This is a genomic window from Paracoccus aestuarii, assembly GCF_028553885.1.
Lineage (GTDB): Bacteria > Pseudomonadota > Alphaproteobacteria > Rhodobacterales > Rhodobacteraceae > Paracoccus > Paracoccus aestuarii.
This window is the reverse complement of record NZ_CP067169.1, coordinates 1,571,616-1,591,573: the sequence shown is the minus strand read 5'-3', so window position 1 is coordinate 1,591,573 and position 19,958 is coordinate 1,571,616. Positions and strand designations below refer to the sequence as shown.

Below are 19,958 nucleotides of genomic sequence, written 5' to 3'. Positions count from 1 at the left end.
AGGTTGCCCCCGGCCCCGTCCCGCTGTCAACCTGTTGCGCTTGGGCGATAGCGCAGTAACGTCAATAATCGCTATGCGGCCAGCTTGCCCGCCAGCGCGCGGTCGATCAGATCGCGTGTCTCGTCAATGCCATAAAGCGCGATGAAGCCCCCGAAACGCGGCCCCTGATCGGCGCCCAGCAGCACCTGATAGAGCGCGGCGAACCAGTCGCGCAGCGGCTCGAAGCCGTGATCCTTGCCGACGGCAAAGACCATGGATTGCAGCGCCTCCGGGTCGGCGGGCTGGTCCCATGCGGCGAGACGGTCCGACAGGTCCTGCATCGCCGCCCGCTCGCGGTCGTCGGCCAGGCGGAACCGGCGCGCGGGCGCCACGAAATCGTCGAAATAGCGCAGCGCAAAGCCTGCCGCCTGGTCCAGGCCCGGATGCGTCTCGGGGCTGGCCTCGGGCGCATAGCGGCGGATGAAGCCCCAGAGCCCCTCCTTGCCCGTCTGACCGGCGACCGATGCCAGATTCAGCAGCATCTGGAACGGCACCACCATGTCGGATGCGGGAACCTCGCCGCCATGGATGTGCCAGACCGGGTTGGCCAGCTTCTGTTCCGGCGTCTGGTCGGGATAGGCGCGCAGCTGCTGGTGATATTCGTCGACCGCCTTGGGGATGACGTCGAAATACATCCGCTTGGCCGTCTTGGGCTTGAGATACATGAAATAGCTTAGGCTTTCGGTCGAGGCATAGGTCAGCCATTCGTCGATCGACAGCCCGTTGCCCTTGGACTTGCTAATCTTCTGCCCGTGCTGGTCCAGAAACAGCTCATAGGTGAAATGCTCGGGCGCCCGGCCGCCCAGGATGCGGCAGATCCCGTCATAGATCGGCGTGTTGGTGCTGTGATCCTTGCCGTACATCTCGAAATCGACATCCAGCGCGGCCCAACGGGCGCCGAAATCGGGCTTCCATTGCAGCTTCACATTGCCGCCCGTGACCGGCAGGGTGATCTCCTCGCCATCCTCGTCGAAGGTGATGGTCCCTGCCTCGGCATCGACATGTTTGATCGGCACATAGAGGACCCGCCCCGTCTTGGGGCTGATCGGCAGGAAACAGGAATAGGTCTGCTGCCGCTCCTCGCGCAGGGATGCCAGCATCACCTCCATGATCTTGTCATAGTTGCGTGCGGCGCGCAGCAGCACCTCGTCGAACTGGCCCGACTTATAGAATTCCGTCGCGCTGACGAATTCGTAGTCGAACCCGAACGTGTCCAGGAACCGGCGCAGCATGGCGTTGTTGTGATCGCCGAAGCTGTCATATTCGCCGAACGGATCGGGCACGGCGGTCAGCGGCAACTGCAGGTGATCCTTCAGCATCTCCTGGTCGGGGACGTTCTCGGGGACCTTGCGCATCCCGTCCAGATCGTCGGAAAAACAGATCAGCCGGGTGGGGATGTCGCTGATCTCCTGAAAGGCGCGGCGGATCATCGTGGTGCGCGCGACCTCGCCGAAGGTGCCGATATGGGGCAGGCCGGACGGGCCATAGCCCGTCTCGAACAGCACATAGCCCTTTTCGGGCGGCGCCTTCTCATAGCGTTTCAGCACCCGGCGCGCCTCCTCGAACGGCCAGGCCTTCGATTGCATCGCGGCATCGCGCAGGGTGGTCATGATCGCTTCTCCTGTTGAGGTCCGGATGGCTTATTGAAAGCGTCGCGCATCGTCAATAATTTGCGCCCGAACCCTTGCGGAGGACCGCCATGACGATCGACCTGCCTTCCCTGTCACCCTGCGACGCGCTGGTCGCGGTGATGGTGGCCGTTTCCGCATCCGACAGCACCATCCGCACCTCCGAACTGGTGGCGATCCAGCGGATGGTGGACCACGCGCCGGTCTTTGCCGAATATGACGACAGCCGCATCCGCGCGGTCAGCCAGACGGTGATGACGCTTTTCGACGAGGATGACGGGGTGGACGCCCTCTTCGGCCTGATCCGCGACGCCCTACCCGAGAAGCTCTACGAGACCGCCTATGCGCTGGCCTGCGACGTGGGCGCGGCCGACGGCAGGCTCTATGAGGGCGAGGTGGTGATGCTGGCCGAAATCCGCGACCAGCTGGACATCAGCCGCCTGCACGCCGCCGCGATCGAGCTGTCGGCCCGGGTGCGCCACATGACCGTCTAGGCCAGCCGCCCGGCAAAGGCGCCCAGCAGGTCGCGCTGGACCTCCTTGGCGCTGCGGGTCCAGGTGCTGACCCCGGCGGGCAGTTCCTGGCCGATGGCGCCCTCGCGCCGCGCCGCGTCGATGCAGAAGATCGCAAACACCCCCTCGTCCCCGCCCGCGGCGGTGACATAGCCCGCCAGGTTCGACACGAAGTTCAGCGTGCCGGTCTTGGCGGCCACCCGGCGGCGGGCCTCGGTCCCGGGCTCGTCGGACATGGGGTTGCGGCGCAGCAGCGGTGCCAGCGCCAGGTCGCGCCCCGGCCCGTCCAGGATGCGCGCCATGGCATAGGTGCCGATGCGGCTGGAATCGGTCAGGCCGGAATGATCCGACAGCCGCATCCCGCGGCCCAGATCGCCCAGCCAGTCCTGCATCGCCTGCCCCGACCCCGCCAGATCGGCCGCGCCGCTGGCATGCAGGCCCAAGGCCTCGGCGGTGATGTTCGTCGAATATCGCAGCATGTCGCGCAGCAGCGTGGCGACGGCGGGGCTGTCGTGATGGGCCAGGACGCGGCCCTCGGGCAGGCGGTCGATGATCTCGGGCGCGGGCAGCGCCAGGCCGCGGGCGCGGCACAGGGTCTGGAAGACGTCGCCGGCATAGAGTTCGGGCAGGCGCACGGGCAGCCAGCGGCTGCCGGCGCGGCCCATCGCGGCGCGCGACACGGTCCAGCTTTCGCGCCCCGGATCCTGGCGATAGGTGAAGAGCTGCGCGTGATCGCCCGGCGCGGCGGTGACGGTATAGGCGCGGGGCGACTGGCTGGCGGCGCGGGCCTCGACCTCCATGCGGTAATCGACGCCGACCCGCGACCATCCCAGATGCACGCGGTTGAAGTTCAGCATCATCCCGCTGATCGAGGGGTTGTAGGGCAGATGCTCGGCCTGTTCGCCCGCGATCCGCGCCAAGCCGGGCAGCGCGCCGCCCCAGACCGCAAAGCGCGCAGGCGCCGGATGGCCCGCCGATGCCAGATCCGCGGCCAGCTGCGCCAGCTCGTCCGTGGTCAGCACCGGATCGCCGCCGCCGACCAGAACCATCATGTCGCCCGACTGGATCACCTGGGTGCGGAACCGCCGGTCCGGCCCCAGCCTGTCCAGCGCATAGAGCGCGGTGATGGCCTTCATCGTGCTGGCCGGGGCCAAGGGAACCGCCGCCTGGCGCAGTGCCAAGGCCTCGCCCCCCGCCCGATCAGCGCATAGGAGACCCGCCCCGGCAGCCCCGCCCGCGCCACCACGGCGCGCGGATCGGGAACGGGCCGCGGGGGGCCGGATGTCCAGCCCCTGGGCCCGGGCGATGGCGGGGGCGGCCAGCGATGCGGCCATCAGGCCCAGTAGGTGACGGCGATTCAGGGTCATGGCATGGCCTCGCGCAGCGTGGTCGATGACAGGGGGGACATGGGCAGGTTCAGCAGCACCCATGCGGGCGGGCGCGCATCGGCCAGCAGGGCCGCGCGGGCCTCGGGCAGGCGCGCCGGGCGCAGGATGCCCGCCGCGACCGATCCCCGCGCCTGCAGCCGCGATCCGGGGCGGGCCATCACGGCGATGGGCAGGCTGGCCGCGATCTGGCGCCAGCGGTCCCAGTGATGGAACTGGACCAGGTTGTCCGAGCCCATCAGCCAGACGAAGCGCACCCCCGGATAGGCATGGCGCAGCGCTGCCACCGTGTCGGCGGTCATGCGCAGGCCAAGCTGCGTCTCCAGGTCGGTGACGATGATGCGGGGGTCGCGGGCCAGCCGCGCGGCCGTGTCCATCCGGCGGTCCAGCGGCGCGGGCCCGTGGCGCTTCAGCGGGTTGCCCGGCGTGACCAGCCACCAGACGCGGTCCAGCCGCAGGCGGCGCAGCGCCGCGCGGCTGATCGCCAGATGTCCGTCATGGGCGGGATCGAAGGACCCGCCCAACAGACCGATGCGCTGGCCCGGCCGCGCGAGGGGGAAGCCCGTTCTCATCCGGCCCGATTAGCGCAAGGCGCGGGGCGGGCCAAGACCCCCGGGGGTCCGGCCCGCCCCGCAGGCGTTCAGCGAACCTTGATCCGGCCGTCCAGATAGGGGGTATAGTCACCCTGTTCGGCCAGGTATTCGGCGAGCACCTCGGCCAGGTCGGGGCCGAAATCATAGGCGTTCTGCCCGTTCTCGGCAAAGACGTCATAGCCGTCGCCGCCCGCGCGCATGTAGTTGTTGGTGGCCACGCCATAGGTCGCGTCCATGTCGATCGCGACCCATTCGCCATCCGCCTGCACCATCACGTCGCTGATGCGCGAACCGGCATCGGCGGCGGGATCGACGGTGTATTGCAGGCCCGCCACCTGGGCGAAACGCCCGGCGGTCTCCTCGTAGCGGCTGGCGCCGTTCTCCAGCGCGGCGACGATGTCGGCACCGGTCAGCTCGAAGGTGGCCAGGGTGTTCTGGAAGGGCAGCACGGTATAGACCTCGCCCATGGTCACCTCGCCCTCGTCCAGCGAGGCGCGCAGGCCGCCGCTGTTCTGGATGGCGATGGTGACGCCCTGATCGGCCACGCGGTCGATCATCGCATCGGCGACCAGGTTGCCCATCTCGCATTCGCGGGCGCGGCAGTTGTTGCGGTCGCCATCCACCGGGGCCGAGGTGCGGGCCACGACCTGCTGGCGCAACTCGTCGATGGGCTGGGCCATCTCGGCCACGCGGGCGGCGATCGCCTCGTCCTCGGGGACCGAGGCATCCAGCAGGATCGGCTGGCCCTCGGCCGCGGTGACGTTGCCCTCGTCGTCGAAGGTCAGGGTCAGGTGGCCCAGATACTTGCCATAGCCATAGGCCTGCACGACCGGCACCTGCCGCCCGTCGGGGCCGTCGACCATGGTGGGATAGGCGCCCTGCGCGCCCTCCATCTCGCCCAGCAGGGTGTGGGAATGGCCGCCGACGATGGCGTCGATGCCCGACACCTCGGCCGCCAGCTCCAAGTCGCGGACATAGCCGACATGGGTCACAGCGATGATCTTGTCGACGCCCTGATCGGCCAGTTCGGCCGCGGCGGCGGCCAGCCCGTCGGCGTCATCGGAGAAGATGACGTTCGGGCCGGGCGATGCGGTCTCGGGCGTGTCGGTGGCCAGGGCCGCGACGATGCCCACGCGCAGATCGCCGATCTCGATCACGGCATGCTTGTCGACCTTGCCGGCCAGCACGTTGGATTGCGACACGTCGATATTGCTGGCCAGGACCGGGAAATCGACGCCATCGACCAGCACGGCCAGCCCTTCGGGGCCGTCGTCGAATTCGTGATTGCCCACCGCCATCGCGTCATAGCCGATGGCGGTCATGAACTCGACGACCTCCTCGCCCTTGTAGGTCGTGTAGAACAGCGACCCCTGATACTGGTCGCCCGCATCCAGCACGATGACATTGCCGCCATCGGCGGTGATCTGGTCGCGCAGCTCGGCGACCTTGGCGGCGATGCGCGCCACCCCGCCAAAGCATTCCTCGGCGGCCAGCTGTTCCTCGTTGCAGGTGCTGTCCGAGCTGTTGATCGGCTCGATCCGGCTGTGAACGTCATTGGTGTGGAGGATGTGCAGCACCGTTTCGGCCTGCGCGGTTCCGGCGAACAGCGCGATGGCAGATGCGGCGGCAAGAAGGCGTCGTTGCATGCCTGATTCCCTTTTTCGGCCCGTTGGTCAGCCCCGGCAGCTTGGCGCAGCCCGCCGCGGGGGTCAAACATTAGGCTGGTCTTTTGCCATGGGCAGATCACGGGAACATGACGGCTTGACCTGATGCATGGGGAAACGGCAAATGCGCCCATGCTGATCTACAAGGTCTTGCGCGGACCGGAATGGGCGCAACTGGAACGGGATGGGGAAACGCAGGGCGCGCCGGTCGATCTGGCCGACGGCTTCGTGCATCTGTCGACGGGGGAACAGCTGGGGGAAACCCTGGCGCGCCATTTCGCGGGCGAGGACGGGCTGGTCCTTCTGGCCTGCGAGGCGGAGGGGATGGGCGACGCCCTGCGATGGGAACCCTCGCGCGGGGGGGCGCTGTTCCCGCATCTCTATCGCCGGCTGCGGATGGACGACATCGCCTTCACGCACCCTATCGTTCTGCGCGACGAGCGGCACCTGACCGGGATCGAGTAATGAGCATGATCGAAAAGCTGGGCCTGGCCGCGCTGCACCGCCTGGACCCCGAACGCGCCCATGACCTGTCGATCAAGGCGCTGCAGCGCGGGCTGGTCCCGCTGGAGGGAGGGGCCGTCACCTCGGACCGGCTGCGGGTCGATCTGGCGGGGATTTCGCTGCCGAACCCGATCGGGCTGGCGGCGGGATATGACAAGAACGGGTTGGTCATCGCACCGCTGATGCGGTCGGGCTTCGGCTTCATCGAGATCGGTGCGGCCACGCCCCGCCCGCAGCCGGGCAACCCCAGGCCGCGCCTGTTCCGCCTGACCGGGCAGCAGGCGATCATCAACCGCTTCGGCTTCAACAACCAAGGCGCCGATGCGATCGGCCGTCGCTTGGCGGACCGCCCCGCGGGCGTGCCGGTGGGCCTGAACCTGGGCGCGAACAAGGACAGCGCCGACCGGGCCGAGGATTTCGCCCAGGTCCTGCGCATCGCGGGTCACAGCGCCGATTTCGTGACGGTGAACGTCTCCTCGCCCAATACCGAGAAGCTGCGCGACCTGCAGGGGGCCGATGCGCTGGCGGCGCTGCTGGACCGGGTGCTGGCCGCGCGTGACGGGCTGGCCCGCCGGGTGCCGGTCTTCGTCAAGATCGCGCCGGACCTCTCGGATGCCGAGATCGCGGATCTGGCCGCCGTGGTGCTGAACGCCCGCATCGACGGGGTGATCGCGACGAACACGACCCTGTCGCGCGACGGCATCCTGGGGCCGCATGCCGGTCAGGCGGGCGGGCTGTCGGGCAGGCCGCTCTTCATGCGCTCGACCCGGGTGCTGGCGCTGCTGCACCGTCAGACGCGGGGCGCGGTGCCGCTGATCGGCGTCGGCGGGATCGGTTCGGTCGATGACGTGTGGGAAAAGCTGCGCGCGGGGGCCAGCGCGGTCCAGATCTATTCGGCGATGATCTATCAGGGCCTGTCGCTGGCGCCGCGCCTGGCGCGCGGTCTGGATGCGCGCCTGCAGGACCAAGGCATGACCTTGGCCGAGCTGACCGGCAGCGGCGCCGCCGACTGGAGCTAGGGGTAGCTTTCCGCCCCCAGCAGGTGGTTCATGCTGTGCGAGGGTTCGGGACAACCCGCATCCCCGATCACGCGGGCCGGAACGCCGGCCACGGTCTTGCAGCGCGGCACCTCGTGCAGCACGACCGAGCCCGCGGCGATGCGGGAATTGTCGCCGACGCGGATATTGCCCAGGACCTTGGCGCCCGCACCGATCAGCACGCCGTCGCCGATCTTGGGATGTCGGTCGCCATCCTCCTTGCCGGTGCCGCCCAAGGTCACGGAATGCAGCATCGACACGTCGTTGCCGACTGTCGCGGTCTCGCCGATGACGATGGAATGGGCGTGGTCGATCATGACACCCGTGCCGATCCGCGCCGCCGGATGGATGTCCACCCCGAAGCATTCCGAGCACCGCATCTGCACGTAATAGGCCATGTCGCGGCGCCCCTGCCGCCACAGCCAATGCCCCATGCGATAGGCCTGCAGCGCCTGGAACCCCTTGTAGAACAGCACCGGCTGGATCAGTCGGTTGGTGGCCGGGTCGCGGTCATAGACCGCCATCAGGTCCGCCCGCGCCGCATCGCCCAGGGCGGGCATGTCGGCATAGGCCTGGTCGGCGATCTCGCGCAGGATCTGTTCGGACATCTCGCCCGAGGCCAGCTTCAGCGAAAAACGATAGGCCAGCGCGGCCTCCAGGCTCTGATGATGCATCAGCCCGGCATGGATCAGCGCGCCCAGCAGCGGCTCGCCCGCGACGGCGGCACGGGCCTCGTCGCGCAGCTGGGACCAGATCGCGTCGCGATCCAGCGAAAGCTTCATCTTGTCGGAATGCTGCATGTTCATGATGGGCCTGCCCGGTCGATCCTTGCCCCCTACATAAACCACAATGCGGTCGGGCGAAAGACGGGCAGGCCCCAACTGCGCCGTCAGGACGGCAGGCGCATCTCCAGGTAGTGGACGGCCAGCCTGATGCGCCCGCCGGTCATGGTGCCGCCCTCGGCGGTCACGATCAGCGGTTCGGGCTGATAATATGCCATCGGACTGCCCAGCATGCCCCGCGCCCAGGACCCCTCCTGCCGGCCAAGGCCTTGGCCAAAGCGGTTCAGCGCCCCCGACGTGCCGAGCCGCCATCCCGTCGCCGTCCCCGTCAGCGCCGCCGAGACCCGGCCCACCGCCCCGATCACCATCGCGCCGGGCGGGATGATCACGTCGGTGATCACGCTGCTGCCCGACCCCAAGGTGACCTCGCCCTCGGCCATGGCGGCGATCAGGCCCGATCCCGTGGCCCCCAGGCTCAGCGCGCCCGCCGCCCAATGGGCGCCGTCATGGATGGCCTGCACCCCGCGATCGGCGATGAAGGCCCGCATGCCCGCCCGCGGCGGCACGAAGATCCAGCCCCCGTTCGAGCCGATGGCGATGCGCCCGCCCTGCCCCGCCCAGGCACCCTGGGCTTCGGCGGGCACGCCCCAGCATTGCCCGTCCAGCACCGTCCCGGGCGGGGTCGCGGTCGAGACGCTCTCCAGCACCAGGTTGACCATCCCGTCCAGCCGCATCAGCGCCTCGTTGACGGTGACGTGCTTCTGCGCCTGCGCCGGTTGCAGCAGCGACATCTGCAGGCGCGTGGTTTCACTGGACATCGAAGTCTCTCCTTGCAAAGGGGCCGCGACCGAAGGTCTGCGACATCTGGGCCAGCTCGACCCGCAGGGGGCCGGGCTGCAACTGGGACCAGACCGCGTCGGGCACGGTCCAGCGGGTCGTCAGGGGCTGCGCCTCGGCGATCATCTGGCCGCCTTGCGACAGGCGCAGCAGATAGCGTTCGACCTCCTCGCCCAAGGGGATGTCGGCACCGTCCCAGCCATCGCCGTCGATGCGGCTGCGCCGGGTCCAGGATAGGTCCCGCCCCTGCAGCCGCAGATGGCAGGGCGCATAGGGGCGCAGCCCGATGCCCCGCGCCACCGTGGTCAGCGCGCGGTAACTGGCGTCGTCCGGCGATCGCATCGCCGGGCCCACGCGCCAGAACCGCTCCTGCCCGCGGGCCGATGGCGGCAGGTCCAGCTGGGTGATCCCGCCATCCAGCAACACGACCAGGCTGCCCTCGGGCCAGGCCTCGGGCATCAACGCGTCGGTGCCCGCCTGACCGCGCAGGCGGCCGCTGATCTCCCACAGGTTGGGGGCGACCAGCTCGGCCTTGGCGAACTGCATCACCTCCCACCGGTCGGTGGTGCCGTCGCCGATGGCCATGGCGTTGGCCCCCGACAGCAGTGCGCGCTGCGTCACCGATTGCAACGCGTCGTTCAGCAACCGCAGGCGCAGCGGCGCGCCGCGGTCGATCACCCCGGGCCGCGCCCGCCGCAGCGGCGTCACCGTCCGCCCGATCAGCGCGCGGCGCTGCATCAGGCGGTTTAACGCGAACCCACCCTCCGGATCGGCCGCGCCATAGGCGGCAACGGTTCGCGGCCAGGGATGCGCCGACACGGCCAGCCACGGCGCATGCGGCACCTCGCCCCCGCGCAGCAGCGGCAGGTCCATGATCACCGGAAAGACCGGCATGGGCGGCAGATAGCGCCCGATCCCGCCTTGGTCGTGATGCGACAGCCGCGGCGTATAGAGGCCCGGATCCACCCGCACCGCATCGACCGTCACCGCGCCCGCGCGCTCGACCCGGTCGATCCGCCAGCGCCGCTTCTCCTGACCCGGCATCCGGGTCACGATCACGTCGCCCGGCCCCAGATCGGTCCGCGACGGCGGCAGGGCGAAGCGCGCCGTGTCGCGCGCCAGCTCGGCCTCGGCGATCCAGCGATCGGCGATGGCGCGACCCTCGGGACGGGTCAGGACCATCGCGAATTCGCTCTCCGATACGGCGCGGCGGTCGGCATCGGCCAGGCTGGCCTCGGCGGTGGCCACGGCATAATCCCCGCCCGCCGCCACATGGCTCAGCCGCAACTGGCCCAGATTGGCCGCCTCGACCTGGCGCACCGTCTCGAAGCCCGACAGCTCGCCCGTGACGGCCAGATCGTCGGGACCGATGACCACGCGCGCCAAGCCGTCGCGCGACACGAAGCGCAGCATGCCGTCGCGTTCCACCGCGTCGAAGCCATGGGCCAGCATCAAGGGCTGCAGCGCCGCGCGGGCGGTCTCGTTGCCCTGCAGCGCATAGCCGCGCACCAGCCCCGATATCCGCGACACGTCCACATGCGCCAGACCCGCGCCGCGGCAGATGTCGCGCACGACCGCGCGCAGCGTCACCGCCCCCGCCCGGCCGTTCAGCCAATGCCCGCGATCCCAAGCAGGCCCGTCGGACCACAGATCCTGGCGCCCCGGAAAGGCCGGATAGGGCCGCGCGTCCCAGCACCAGACATGCGCCCTGTCCAGGTCGACCATCCGCACCCCGTCCGCATTGACGGGGTTGTTCTCGGGGTCGCGCCAATGCGCCATGGTCGCCTCGACATAGGCGGCCTGGATCGCATCGTCGCGCGTGCCGTTGGAATAATGCGGCAGCATGCTCTCCGAGGACATCGCATCCAGGAACTTGTTCGGCTGGTTGGTCGCCTTGTCCAGCGCCGCACAGCCGAATTCCGTGAACCAGACGGGCTTGGACCCCGGCACCCAATCCGTCGCCTCGGCATCGCGCAGCCCGCCGGGACGGTTGAAATGCTGGTTCTGCCACCAGCTCTTCAGATCCTTGTAGCGCCAGACCCAGGCCTCGTCGTAGAACCCGTCGGTAATCGGCGTACGGACCTGCGCGTCGCGATCGGCATCGCTGGCATAGTACCAGTCATGCCCCTCGCCCCCCGCGACATTGGCCTTCAGATAGTCGATATTGTCGATCCGGCCCCAGGATGCGTCCAGATGGTCGTCCCCGTCGCGCCAATCCGACAGCGGCATGTAGTTGTCGATGCCGATGAAGTCGATATTCGCATCCGCCCAAAGGGGGTCGAGGTGAAAGAACAGCTCGCCCCCGCCGGGGTGATGCCCGAAATATTCCGACCAGTCCGCAGCATAGCCGATCTTGACCGACGGCCCCAGGATCTGGCGCACATCGGCCGCCAGCTGGCGCAGCGCGGCCACCGCCGGATAGCTGTTGCCCGGCCCGCGGATCTGCGTCATCGCGACCATCTCGGATCCGATCAGGAAGGCGTCCATTCCCCCCGCCGCCGCGCAGACATGGGCGTAATGCAGGATGAACCGGCGATAGGACCATTCCTGCGGCCCGGAATAGGTGATCCGGTCGCCGTCCCGGCCGAAGTGATGCGCCTGCGCCTGGCCGAAGAACCGCGCGACCTGGGCCGCGGCCTCGGTCGTGCCGTCGGTCGTGTCGGGACGGCCCGGCGCGACGCTGGTGGTGATGCGGCCGCGCCACGGCATGACCGGCTGCTCGGCCGCGCCATAGGGGTCCGGCAGGGCGTTGCCGGCGATCTGCTCCATCAGGATGAAGGGATAGAAGATCGCCTTGCGCCCCGATGCCGCCAGCGCGCGCAGCCCCTCGATCACCGACTGGTCCGAAGGCGTGCCGCCATAGATGGGGCGACCGTCCTTGCGCGCCACCTCGCCCGCCTGCGCGCGGTCGATCCCGCCTGCGCGCCACGGCATCTCGGCCCCGTCCACCTCGCGATATTCGACCTTGGGCCGGACGGTGCAGTCGCCGATGCGCAGATCGCTGCCGAACCAGGACACGATCAGCGAGACCGAGCCCACATTCGGCAGCTCCCGCCCCATCACGTTAAGGGCGGCGGTGAAATCCGTGCCACCCATCGGGGTGTTCACGTTGAAGCTGCGGCTCTCGCCCAAATCGCCCGTCTCCGAGACGGCGGTGGTGGCCAGCGAATATTCCCCCGTCCCGGGGATCAGCGCCACCGCGCGCACGTCGCGCGGCAGGCCCGATCCGTCCCGCGCGGGACAGGTGACCTCGAAGCTCAGCTGCGGCATGCGGTTGCCCCACCGCTCCAGGCTCAGGTTCTCCAGCACGACATAGGCGATGCCGCGATAGGCCGGGGCCTCCTCGCCCTCATGCGCGAGGATGACCGGATCCGGCATCTGGTCCTCGTCGCCGCGATAGATGCGGATGTTCAGGTCGCGCTGCGCGACCTCCTCGCCATCGGCCCAGATGCGCCCGACCGACAGGATCGGCCCCTCGGCCACGGCCAGCGCGACCGACAGGCGATAGCTGACATGGCTGACCTCGGTGCGGGGGGCACCCTTGCCGCCGCCCTGGCTTTCGGTGCGGGTCACCTCCTCCAGAGGGGATGCCCAGATGACATGGCCGGGCATGCGCATCTGGCCCCAGATGCGGGGCACGGCCATGCCTTCGCCGGCGGTCTGGATGCGCAGCCGGTCGATGCGGCCGGTCTCGACCGCCTTGGTGCCGCCGCCCAGCAGGCGCTGGTCGATCGCGCGGCCCAGAACCGCACCGGCGGCCCGGCCCAGAACGGCCCCGGACACACCCAGCACCGTGCCGCCGAATCCCGCCCCAAGCGATGCGCCCACGGCAGACAGGACAATCGTGGCCATTCGGGCCTCCTTCGTTCGAATTTCTCAGGGAAACCGGAATCGCGCGACGATCCGGGATTGCCATGGCGGCGTCAGCGGGCTCTCGATGACGCCATGGCCCGTATAGGCATGCAGAAAACGCGGCGCCGCGCCGGTCACCGACAGAATGCCCAGATGCTTGGCGATGGCGCCCGCGCGCATGCGAAACAGCAGGACCTGCCCCGCCTGCCAAGGCGCCGCGTCCGGAACCGCGCAAAGGTGACGCGCCGCGGCATCCATCAGCACCTCGCGCGGGCCGCATTCCGCCCAGTCCTGGGTATAGGCGGGCGGCTCCTCGGGTTCCCGGCCATAGAGATCGCGCCAGATGCCGCGGATCAGCCCCAGGCAATCCGTCCCGCCGCCCCGCAGGCTGGCCTGATGGACATAGGGCGTGCCCAGCCAGCCGCGCGCGGCCTCCAGCACGCGGTCATCCACGGCTGCCCCCGATCCGCGGCGCCATCAGCCAATCCTCGGGCGGCAGATGCGGAAAGCCCCGGAAATTCGCATAGTTGCGGAACTTCAGCCGACAGGTCGCCCCGGCCTTGTCGCAGCCGGCGGTCAGGCGCACCCGGTCGCCCTGCGCGGGCGCGATCCCCAGATCGGACCACAGCTCGATCACCCGATGGCCGCCGGGGCGCGACCGGTCGTTCTTGATCATCCCGGTCAGGCCCTCGGCGGCCCCGGACAGGACGGTCAGGCTGCCCTGCTCGAACCAGGCCGCGTCGTAGGCGGGGAAACCGGCAAAGGTGAACAGCCGCGCATCCTCCAACCCCTGAACCTCGCGTTCGACCATCAGCGCCTCGGATGTCAGGTCGACCCGGCAGGCGGCATCGCCCAAGCGCGCATTGCAGCGCGGGTGATAGACCCGCCCCTGCGGCGCGTTCAGCGCATCAGACTGGCCGCGCAGCTCGGCCCGGAAGGCGCCATTGGCCCGCGACACCTCGCCGAGCGACCCGCGGAACACCATCCGGCGCAGGGTGACATCGGTCCAGTCCACCTCCCACATGCGCAGTTCGGCATCGTCCCACCGGCCGGCCATCAGGTCGCGCTCGGTGATGGCCTCGTCGTTCAGCGCGCCGACGGCCTCGCTGTTGTCGACCGACAGGCCCGTGCCCTGGACCAGGGCGCGCGCCGTCAGCCCGCGATCGGGGCGGAAGGTAACGCCGCCAAAGACCAGCCGGCGGTCGTGATCGGTAAAGCCCAGGGTCAGCCCGTCGGCGCGTCGCACCGACCAGGCGCGGGCAAGGGTCGTCGTGGTCATACGCGCACCTCGATCACCGGAATGTCGGGAACCTGGCCCGCCTGAAAGGACGAGACCGACACCGCGATGCGATCCGTGTCGAAGCGCACCGGCACGTCGAACTCGTATCCGGCGGTGATCTCGGCCCCGGTATCGGGTGCCTCGTGAAAGGTGATGCGGCCTATGCGGTGATCGACGACATAGTTGATCTCGGGAAAGACCTGCGCGCCGCCGATGCCCGCACGGACCGAACCCACCACCGGCTTGGCGATAGGCCGGTGATAGGTGCTGGCCCCCGACCGATAGGCCTTGGTCAGCGCAAAGCTGCGGGTGCGACCGTCACCAATCGCGATCACCTGATCCTCGAATCCCGGCGCGGCGGACGGCAGGCAGCTCTTGTGATCCGACCAGTCCTTCCAGCGGAACCCGTGCAGCTGGCCCGACCGCGCCTCGAAAAAGGCGATCACCGCCGCCAGATCGTCCAGCGACCGCAGCCCCATGCCCGCGTCGAAGCGGCGGCGCGCATGGGTCCAGGGCGTGTTGCGCTCCTCGAAGCCGCTGGCCATGGTGACGATCTCGGTGCGCCGCTCGGGGCCGCCGATCGCCCCGAAGGACAGGTTCGTGGGAAATCTTACCTCGTGAAAGGCCATGTTCGGCACCTTTCTCAGCTGTTTCGTTCGCCACGCGACAGCACGCGCGACATCTGGGCGGCGATCTGCGCCTGGCTGCGCTGAAAGCCCGCCACATCCGGGGTCTGGATGTTGAAGGTGACGTTCACCGCCCCGCCCCCGCCCGCGGCGGCCACCCCCAGCTTGCCGTCGGGGCCGCGGCGCAGCGGCATGATCGCCTCGGGGCCCGCCTCGCCCATCAGGCCCTGGCCGCCGCGCATGCCGAAACCGGTGGACCCGCCAACGACCTCGCCCGCCATGCTGCGCCCGCCGGCAAAGGCGCCGCCCTTGGCAAAGGGGGTGACCTGCCCGAACAGCCCGCCCATGATCGACCCCGCCATGGCGCGCTCGACCGGCTTCATGGCCATGCCATAGACCGTGTCGGCCAGCGACTTGCCCACCGAACGCAGCGCATCCGACAGCTTGTCGCCGTCCAGCACCAGCCCGTCGATCGCGCGCCCCAGGCCCCGCTCCAGCCCGGCGGTCAGGGTGCCGACCTCGCGGCCGGTCATGGCCATGGATTGCTGCAACCGGCCCAGCTCGGCCTGGAACTCGCCTGCGATCCGGGCGCTCTGGCCCAGATCCTCGTCCAAGCGGTCCAGCATGGACCCCGCCCCGCTACTCATCGACATGCTCGTTCTCTCCCTCGTCATCGGGTCGCAGCGCCGGGACCGGCGCATCGGGATAGCGGGCCGCCAGCGCGGCCAGCCGTTCGGCATTCATTCGCGGCGCGACCTGGCCCAGCCCGGCCATCAACGCCAGCTCGGCCGGGGTCAGGGACCAGAACCGGTCGGGATGCAGGCGCAGCGCCTGCATCCCGGCGCGCATCAGCCCCGGCCAGTCCAGACCCCCCGGCGTCATGCCAAGGGCCTGAAGGCCAAGGCCAGCAGGCGCGCGGCGATGCGGGCGGCCTCCAGCGGGCCGCCCTCGACCTGGACGGACAGCAGGTCATCTGCCCGCCCGTCCCACCCGCCGCCACGAAGACCCGCGACCAGGACCGCCAGGATATCGGCGCCCGAGAACCGGCCCTCGTCCATCCGGGCGACCAGCGCGGTCAGCCCGCCCTCGCCCAGGCCGGCCTCCATCTCGGCCAGCGCGCCCAAGGTCAGGCGCGCGACATGGGGCCGGCCGTCCAGCGTCACGCAGACCTCGCCGCGCATCGGATTGGCCATCACAGCGCCACGAAGCTGAGCGCCCCGGCCGAGGCCAGCGACATCTCATAGGTCGCCTCGCCGTCATGGGTGCCCGCATATTCCAGGCCGGTAATCTGGAACGGCCCCTCGACGCGCCCGAAATCGGGGATGATCACTTGGAACCGCGGGATCTCGCCGTCAAAGAAGATCTGGCGCGCCCGCCCATCCGTGGCCATGTCGCGAAACACCCCCGACCCGGCGATCGAGGCGGTCCGCACGCCCGCCCCGGCCAGCAGCTCGCGCCAGCCGCCCTCGCTCTCCAGGCTGGTGACATCGACCGTGTCGGCGTTGAAGGACAGGCGCGTCGCGCGCAGGCCCGCCACGGTCTCGAACGACCCATTGCCGGTCATGTCCATCTTGATCAGCAGATCGCGTCCGCTTTGCACTGCCATAATCCCGTCTCCTCAATCCAGGTCGATGCGCGCGCGAAAGGTCAGATCGACCTGCCGCGCCGCACCGTTCTTGATCCGCCGCGCGGTGGCGCGCAGAAACCACAGCCCCGCCAGACGGCCGCGCGACAGCGCCATGCCGCCCTGATCCAGGGCATCCGCCACGGCGACAGCGGCGGCCTTCAGCGCGCCGAAGCCCGCCGCGCCGTCGCTGCCTGCCATGACCGAGATCACGAATTCATGCCGCGACCCGCGGCCCGTCGCGTCCGATGCGTCGCGCACCTCCTCCGGGCCCAGGGACACGAAGATCCCGCTCGGGGCGGATGCGGGCATCGCGTCGAAGATCGCGTCGCCCACCATTCCGCCCAAGGCATCGTCGGCGCGCAGCCGCTCATAGACCGCCGCCTGCAGGGCCACTCCGGCGCCATAGCTCATGTCAGATCCTCCTCGCGGGCAAAGCAGTCCAGGCTGCGGCCAAGGGCATCCGCCTCGGCCACCGCCTCGATCAGGAACAGCCGCTGGCCAAGGCGCAGCCGCTGGCCGGGTCGGGGACGGCGCGGGTCGCCCACTGGGGCGCCGCGGGTGGTGATGCGCCATTGCACGACGCTGACCATGCCCGCGCCCATGCCCTGCTCGCGCCCCGACCGCGCATCCATCCGCGCCCAGATCCAGCCCAGCTGCCGCCAGACCAGGCGGTGGCCGCCCATTCCGTCGGGCTGCCGGTCCGATGTCTCCAGCGCCAGCCGGACGTTCATCCCGGACGCGGCCATCAGCGCCACTCCCGGCTGCCGCGCCCGGCCAGGGTGCGCACCGCGCGCCACCGCTCGATCAGCGCACTGACCCCGAAGGGCAGCGCATGCCCCCGCCCGTCCTGGCTGCGGTCGTCGTAATAGCGTGCCGCCAACAGCAGCACCGCCTGCGCCAGATCCGCGGGCACCTGGTCCCAGCTGGCGCCGAATCCCGCCGTGAAGGTCACCGTGACCATCCCGCGGCGCGGCACATGGGGCAGCACCACCCCGGCGGGCAGGATCACCGGGCGCTGCGCATCCGGCACCATCCGCCATGTCTCGGGCGGCAGGACGGTCACCGTCCCGGCCCCGTCGTCGATCTCGATCCGGTCGACCGAATGGACCGGCGCCAAAGGCAGCGCCTGCCCCAGCCGGTCGCGCCAGTCGTCCAGCTGCATCCGAAAGCGCCTGGTCAGCAGGACCTTGCCCGTCCGCCCCTCGATCGTGGCGATGGCAGCGCGCAGAAACCCGGCCAGGGCGGCCGTCTCGGCCGCGTCGTCGGGCCCGTCGAAGCCTTGGGCCAGACGCAAATGCGCGCGCAGGGCGGCCACCGGCAGCGCCTCCGCCGCGGGCGCCGTTTCCTCTATCAGCATCATGTTGCGAACCTCCCGTCCTGCCGTCCGCATGTTCCACCAGGGTCGGGGCCCCCGACCGGGGCCCCGCCGTCATCGCGCAGGGAAAAAGGGGACGCGTGGCGCACCGGCCATCAGCGCGCGCGGACAGATGCTTAACCGGAATGACCGGCGTTCCTGACGCGTCCCCTCCCTCACCCGATCCCTGGAGGGATCAGGTGAAGCGCAGCAGCTTGACGGCACGGAAGTCAGTGACCCCGCCGCCGACACGCTTGGTGGCATAGAACAGCACATGTGGCTTGGCGCTGAACGGGTCGCGCAGCACTCGCAGGTCGGGCCGCTCGACGATGGTATAGGCTGCACGGAAATCGCCGAAGGCCACCGCAAAGGCGCCGGCAGCGACATCGGGCATGTCCTCGCTGATGATGACCGGATAGCCCAGCAGTTGGGGCATCTGACCCACGGTCAGCGGATCGCTCCACAGGAAGCGGCCGTCGCCATCCTTCATCTTGCGCACGCGGGCTGCGGTCTTCGAATTCATCAGGAAGGCCGCATTGGCACGATAGCCCGCACCCAGCGCATAGATCAGGTCGATCAGCGCATCCATCGGCGCCGTCTGCAGGAAGTTCCCCGACGCACCCGTGCCCACGAAGCCGATCTGGCTGGTGGTCGCGGTGGCCTCCGGCGCGGTCGGATAGGACAGGATGCCGCGCGGCTTGTCCACGCCGTCGCCGCGGATGAAGGCAAAGGCCTCCGATCGCGCGAACTTGTCGGCGATGCGCTCGGCCAGCCAGCCCTCGACGTCGAAGGCCGCGTCGTCCAGCAGGCGCTGGCTGGCCTTGGGCATGGCCGACAGCTCGTGGACGGGGATGGCGATGCGGTCCAGCTGCGAATTGGCGGTCTCGACCGTGGTGGCCTCGGTCGCCCAGCCCGCGCCGGTATCGCCGCGCTCGACCAGGACCTCGTAGACGCTGCCCTCGATGGTCACGACATTGGCGACGCCCCGCAGCGAGGTCGTGGCGTTCAGCACGTTCTGCACCGTCTCGGCGACCTTGGGCGCGGCCAGAAAGCCGCCGTCGCTGACGACGCTCAGCGCCTTCTCCTCGATGACCAGGCCGCGCAGCCCGTCATCGTCGCCGCTGCGCAGATAGGCCCCGAAGGCCTTCTGATGGGGCACCTCGACCTCGGCCGTGGCGGAAAGGGGGGCGCGGCCCCGCAGGGCGGTCTTGCGGTCGATCATGGTCATACGCTCTTCCTGTGCTTTGAGCTTGGTCTGGATGTCTTCGCGGAAGCCCCTGAGTTCATTCACGAACCCCATCATGGCCCCCTTCAGTTCGGCGGACATGTCGCCGCCGCCAGCGGCCTTCACCTCGGTCATCGTCTTCTCCTCGTCAGGGTGATCGGGGCCGCGCCCCTGTTTCCGGGCCGCCCGCGGGCGGCGCCGAACCCGTGTCCCGGACCGGCTTGGCGCCGATCCGGGGAAAACCTCTATGCGCCGCGCAACGCGGCGGTGGCCTCGGCAAAGAACGCCGCCACCTCGCGCAGATCGTCGGCCTCCTTGCGGCCCACCTTGGCCTCGGGCAGCATCGGGAAGGTCACCAGCGACACCTCCCACAGCTCGACCTCGGCCAAGGCGCGGCGCCCCTTCTGGTCGCGCTCCGCCCGGATCGTGCGATAGCCGATCGACAGCCCGTCGATCGCCCCCGCCTGGATCAGGGCCGCGGCCTCGCGGGCCTGCGCTACCTCGGGCAGCAGCCGGCCCTTGACCCACAGGCCCTTCTCATCCTCGCGGATCTCGTCCCAGACGCCGATGGGGCGGGTCGGATCGTGCTGCCACAGCATCCGCACCTTGTCCCCCTTGGCCGCCAGCCGCGCCAGCGAGGCGGCAAAGGCGCCCCGCTGGACCGCATCCCCGCCCTGATCGGTCCGGCCGAACAGGCTGGCATAGCCCTCGATCACCTGCCCGTCGGACAGCACGGGCGCACCGCCCGCGAATTTCACCTCAAGCCCCGGAACCATCCCTCAGCCTCCTTTCGGCGCATATTCCAGAATTCCCTGGACGGCCTGGGTCAGGATCACGGCGACCACGCCATAGACCGTCATCCACAGCCGCCGCTCCAGCCCCTCGATCATCGCCTCGATGCGTTCCAGCCGCTTCTCGACCTGACCGAACTGCAGGGCCATGATCCGCTCCTGCGCGTCGATGCGCTGGTCGTGCCACAGCCCGTCCTTGACGAAACGCGACCCTTCCATCGCC

General features: G+C 69.6%; 23 protein-coding genes. 3 read left to right on the top strand and 20 right to left on the bottom strand.

The genetic code is table 11. The features are described 5' to 3' along the window. Positions 1–71 precede the first annotated feature (71 nt). Entirely contained in the window at positions 72–1,649 is a 1,578-nt protein-coding gene (locus JHW48_RS08180; RefSeq protein WP_119886324.1) for a lysine--tRNA ligase, read from the bottom strand. Between the two features lie 89 nt (positions 1,650–1,738). On the opposite strand from JHW48_RS08180, the gene JHW48_RS08175 reads away from it, so the two are divergent. Beyond that, positions 1,739–2,161 (top strand): tellurite resistance TerB family protein, encoded by a 423-nt coding sequence (locus JHW48_RS08175; RefSeq protein WP_119886323.1) that lies wholly within the window; start codon positions 1,739–1,741, stop codon positions 2,159–2,161. On the opposite strand, the gene JHW48_RS08170 is transcribed toward JHW48_RS08175, so the two are convergent. The 3 genes from JHW48_RS08170 to JHW48_RS08160 form a co-directional block, all read right to left on the bottom strand. Beyond that, complete coding sequence (locus tag JHW48_RS08170) at positions 2,158–3,546, bottom strand: D-alanyl-D-alanine carboxypeptidase (protein WP_272835578.1); 1,389 nt, start codon at positions 3,544–3,546, stop codon at positions 2,158–2,160. The genes JHW48_RS08175 and JHW48_RS08170 overlap by 4 nt on opposite strands. After that, entirely contained in the window at positions 3,543–4,136 is a 594-nt protein-coding gene (locus JHW48_RS08165) for a nicotinate-nucleotide adenylyltransferase (protein WP_119886321.1), read from the bottom strand. The genes JHW48_RS08170 and JHW48_RS08165 overlap by 4 nt, the downstream gene beginning before the upstream one ends. A gap of 68 nt (positions 4,137–4,204) precedes the next feature. Further along, positions 4,205–5,803: a bifunctional metallophosphatase/5'-nucleotidase gene (locus JHW48_RS08160; RefSeq protein ID WP_119886320.1), complete on the bottom strand. Its 1,599-nt coding sequence runs from the start codon at positions 5,801–5,803 to the stop codon at positions 4,205–4,207. Positions 5,804–5,953: 150 nt separating this feature from the next. Between JHW48_RS08160 and JHW48_RS08155 the strand changes: the two genes are divergently transcribed. Further along, on the top strand, positions 5,954–6,286 hold the full coding sequence (locus JHW48_RS08155) for a DUF952 domain-containing protein (protein ID WP_119886340.1): 333 nt from the start codon (positions 5,954–5,956) through the stop codon (positions 6,284–6,286). Beyond that, positions 6,286–7,344, top strand: coding sequence for a quinone-dependent dihydroorotate dehydrogenase (locus JHW48_RS08150; protein WP_119886319.1), 1,059 nt, complete (start codon positions 6,286–6,288; stop codon positions 7,342–7,344). Before JHW48_RS08155 ends, JHW48_RS08150 begins: the two co-directional genes overlap by 1 nt. On the opposite strand, the gene cysE is transcribed toward JHW48_RS08150, so the two are convergent. The 16 genes from cysE to JHW48_RS08070 form a co-directional block, all read right to left on the bottom strand. Beyond that, on the bottom strand, positions 7,341–8,144 hold the full coding sequence (gene cysE / locus JHW48_RS08145) for a serine O-acetyltransferase (protein WP_205961908.1): 804 nt from the start codon (positions 8,142–8,144) through the stop codon (positions 7,341–7,343). The two genes, JHW48_RS08150 and cysE, sit on opposite strands and share 4 nt — an antisense overlap. 107 nt (positions 8,145–8,251) lie before the next feature. Next, complete coding sequence (locus tag JHW48_RS08140; protein ID WP_272835577.1) at positions 8,252–8,962, bottom strand: DUF2793 domain-containing protein; 711 nt, start codon at positions 8,960–8,962, stop codon at positions 8,252–8,254. After that, positions 8,952–12,833 (bottom strand): baseplate multidomain protein megatron, encoded by a 3,882-nt coding sequence (locus JHW48_RS08135; RefSeq protein WP_119885734.1) that lies wholly within the window; start codon positions 12,831–12,833, stop codon positions 8,952–8,954. The genes JHW48_RS08140 and JHW48_RS08135 overlap by 11 nt, the downstream gene beginning before the upstream one ends. Positions 12,834–12,857: 24 nt before the next feature. Next, entirely contained in the window at positions 12,858–13,286 is a 429-nt protein-coding gene (locus tag JHW48_RS08130) for an NlpC/P60 family protein (RefSeq protein ID WP_119885735.1), read from the bottom strand. Continuing rightward, entirely contained in the window at positions 13,279–14,112 is an 834-nt protein-coding gene (locus JHW48_RS08125; protein ID WP_119885736.1) for a DUF2163 domain-containing protein, read from the bottom strand. The genes JHW48_RS08130 and JHW48_RS08125 overlap by 8 nt, the downstream gene beginning before the upstream one ends. Then, entirely contained in the window at positions 14,109–14,741 is a 633-nt protein-coding gene (locus JHW48_RS08120; protein WP_119885737.1) for a DUF2460 domain-containing protein, read from the bottom strand. Before JHW48_RS08120 ends, JHW48_RS08125 begins: the two co-directional genes overlap by 4 nt. A 14-nt stretch (positions 14,742–14,755) precedes the next feature. Further along, on the bottom strand, positions 14,756–15,385 hold the full coding sequence (locus JHW48_RS08115; protein WP_119885738.1) for a phage tail tape measure protein: 630 nt from the start codon (positions 15,383–15,385) through the stop codon (positions 14,756–14,758). Next, entirely contained in the window at positions 15,378–15,620 is a 243-nt protein-coding gene (locus JHW48_RS08110; protein ID WP_119885739.1) for a rcc01693 family protein, read from the bottom strand. Before JHW48_RS08110 ends, JHW48_RS08115 begins: the two co-directional genes overlap by 8 nt. Further along, complete coding sequence (locus JHW48_RS08105; protein ID WP_119885740.1) at positions 15,617–15,931, bottom strand: gene transfer agent family protein; 315 nt, start codon at positions 15,929–15,931, stop codon at positions 15,617–15,619. Before JHW48_RS08105 ends, JHW48_RS08110 begins: the two co-directional genes overlap by 4 nt. Then, positions 15,931–16,344 (bottom strand): phage major tail protein, TP901-1 family, encoded by a 414-nt coding sequence (locus JHW48_RS08100; protein WP_119885741.1) that lies wholly within the window; start codon positions 16,342–16,344, stop codon positions 15,931–15,933. The genes JHW48_RS08105 and JHW48_RS08100 overlap by 1 nt, the downstream gene beginning before the upstream one ends. 12 nt (positions 16,345–16,356) lie before the next feature. After that, entirely contained in the window at positions 16,357–16,776 is a 420-nt protein-coding gene (locus JHW48_RS08095) for a DUF3168 domain-containing protein (protein ID WP_119885742.1), read from the bottom strand. Next, positions 16,773–17,111 (bottom strand): head-tail adaptor protein, encoded by a 339-nt coding sequence (locus tag JHW48_RS08090; protein WP_119885773.1) that lies wholly within the window; start codon positions 17,109–17,111, stop codon positions 16,773–16,775. The genes JHW48_RS08095 and JHW48_RS08090 overlap by 4 nt, the downstream gene beginning before the upstream one ends. After that, a complete protein-coding gene (locus JHW48_RS08085) occupies positions 17,111–17,725 on the bottom strand; it encodes a head-tail connector protein (protein ID WP_119885743.1) in 615 nt (204 codons plus the stop codon). Before JHW48_RS08085 ends, JHW48_RS08090 begins: the two co-directional genes overlap by 1 nt. Before the next feature lie 190 nt (positions 17,726–17,915). Then, positions 17,916–19,079: a phage major capsid protein gene (locus JHW48_RS08080; RefSeq protein WP_119885744.1), complete on the bottom strand. Its 1,164-nt coding sequence runs from the start codon at positions 19,077–19,079 to the stop codon at positions 17,916–17,918. 110 nt (positions 19,080–19,189) lie between these two features. Further along, complete coding sequence (locus JHW48_RS08075) at positions 19,190–19,720, bottom strand: HK97 family phage prohead protease (RefSeq protein ID WP_119885745.1); 531 nt, start codon at positions 19,718–19,720, stop codon at positions 19,190–19,192. Between the two features lie 3 nt (positions 19,721–19,723). Next, positions 19,724–19,954 carry a GTA head formation protein, RCAP_rcc01685 family gene (locus JHW48_RS08070; protein WP_119885746.1) on the bottom strand — a complete coding sequence of 77 codons (231 nt, stop codon included), beginning with the start codon at positions 19,952–19,954 and terminating at the stop codon, positions 19,724–19,726. Positions 19,955–19,958: the final 4 nt, after the last annotated feature.

Excerpts from the sequence above, each read along its gene's own strand:
- JHW48_RS08180 (WP_119886324.1), bottom strand. The coding sequence starts at position 1,649 with ATGACCACCCTGCGCGATGCCGCGATGCAATCGAAGGCCTGGCCGTTC.
- JHW48_RS08175 (WP_119886323.1), top strand. The coding sequence starts at position 1,739 with ATGACGATCGACCTGCCTTCCCTGTCACCCTGCGACGCGCTGGTCGCG.
- JHW48_RS08170 (WP_272835578.1), bottom strand. The coding sequence starts at position 3,546 with ATGACCCTGAATCGCCGTCACCTACTGGGCCTGATGGCCGCATCGCTG.
- JHW48_RS08165 (WP_119886321.1), bottom strand. The coding sequence starts at position 4,136 with ATGAGAACGGGCTTCCCCCTCGCGCGGCCGGGCCAGCGCATCGGTCTG.
- JHW48_RS08160 (WP_119886320.1), bottom strand. The coding sequence starts at position 5,803 with ATGCAACGACGCCTTCTTGCCGCCGCATCTGCCATCGCGCTGTTCGCC.
- JHW48_RS08155 (WP_119886340.1), top strand. The coding sequence starts at position 5,954 with ATGCTGATCTACAAGGTCTTGCGCGGACCGGAATGGGCGCAACTGGAA.
- JHW48_RS08150 (WP_119886319.1), top strand. The coding sequence starts at position 6,286 with ATGAGCATGATCGAAAAGCTGGGCCTGGCCGCGCTGCACCGCCTGGAC.
- cysE (WP_205961908.1), bottom strand. The coding sequence starts at position 8,144 with ATGAAGCTTTCGCTGGATCGCGACGCGATCTGGTCCCAGCTGCGCGAC.
- JHW48_RS08140 (WP_272835577.1), bottom strand. The coding sequence starts at position 8,962 with ATGTCCAGTGAAACCACGCGCCTGCAGATGTCGCTGCTGCAACCGGCG.
- JHW48_RS08135 (WP_119885734.1), bottom strand. The coding sequence starts at position 12,833 with ATGGCCACGATTGTCCTGTCTGCCGTGGGCGCATCGCTTGGGGCGGGA.
- JHW48_RS08125 (WP_119885736.1), bottom strand. The coding sequence starts at position 14,112 with ATGACCACGACGACCCTTGCCCGCGCCTGGTCGGTGCGACGCGCCGAC.
- JHW48_RS08120 (WP_119885737.1), bottom strand. The coding sequence starts at position 14,741 with ATGGCCTTTCACGAGGTAAGATTTCCCACGAACCTGTCCTTCGGGGCG.
- JHW48_RS08115 (WP_119885738.1), bottom strand. The coding sequence starts at position 15,385 with ATGAGTAGCGGGGCGGGGTCCATGCTGGACCGCTTGGACGAGGATCTG.
- JHW48_RS08110 (WP_119885739.1), bottom strand. The coding sequence starts at position 15,620 with ATGACGCCGGGGGGTCTGGACTGGCCGGGGCTGATGCGCGCCGGGATG.
- JHW48_RS08105 (WP_119885740.1), bottom strand. The coding sequence starts at position 15,931 with ATGGCCAATCCGATGCGCGGCGAGGTCTGCGTGACGCTGGACGGCCGG.
- JHW48_RS08100 (WP_119885741.1), bottom strand. The coding sequence starts at position 16,344 with ATGGCAGTGCAAAGCGGACGCGATCTGCTGATCAAGATGGACATGACC.
- JHW48_RS08095 (WP_119885742.1), bottom strand. The coding sequence starts at position 16,776 with ATGAGCTATGGCGCCGGAGTGGCCCTGCAGGCGGCGGTCTATGAGCGG.
- JHW48_RS08090 (WP_119885773.1), bottom strand. The coding sequence starts at position 17,111 with ATGGCCGCGTCCGGGATGAACGTCCGGCTGGCGCTGGAGACATCGGAC.
- JHW48_RS08085 (WP_119885743.1), bottom strand. The coding sequence starts at position 17,725 with ATGATGCTGATAGAGGAAACGGCGCCCGCGGCGGAGGCGCTGCCGGTG.
- JHW48_RS08080 (WP_119885744.1), bottom strand. The coding sequence starts at position 19,079 with ATGACCGAGGTGAAGGCCGCTGGCGGCGGCGACATGTCCGCCGAACTG.
- JHW48_RS08075 (WP_119885745.1), bottom strand. The coding sequence starts at position 19,720 with ATGGTTCCGGGGCTTGAGGTGAAATTCGCGGGCGGTGCGCCCGTGCTG.
- JHW48_RS08070 (WP_119885746.1), bottom strand. The coding sequence starts at position 19,954 with ATGGAAGGGTCGCGTTTCGTCAAGGACGGGCTGTGGCACGACCAGCGC.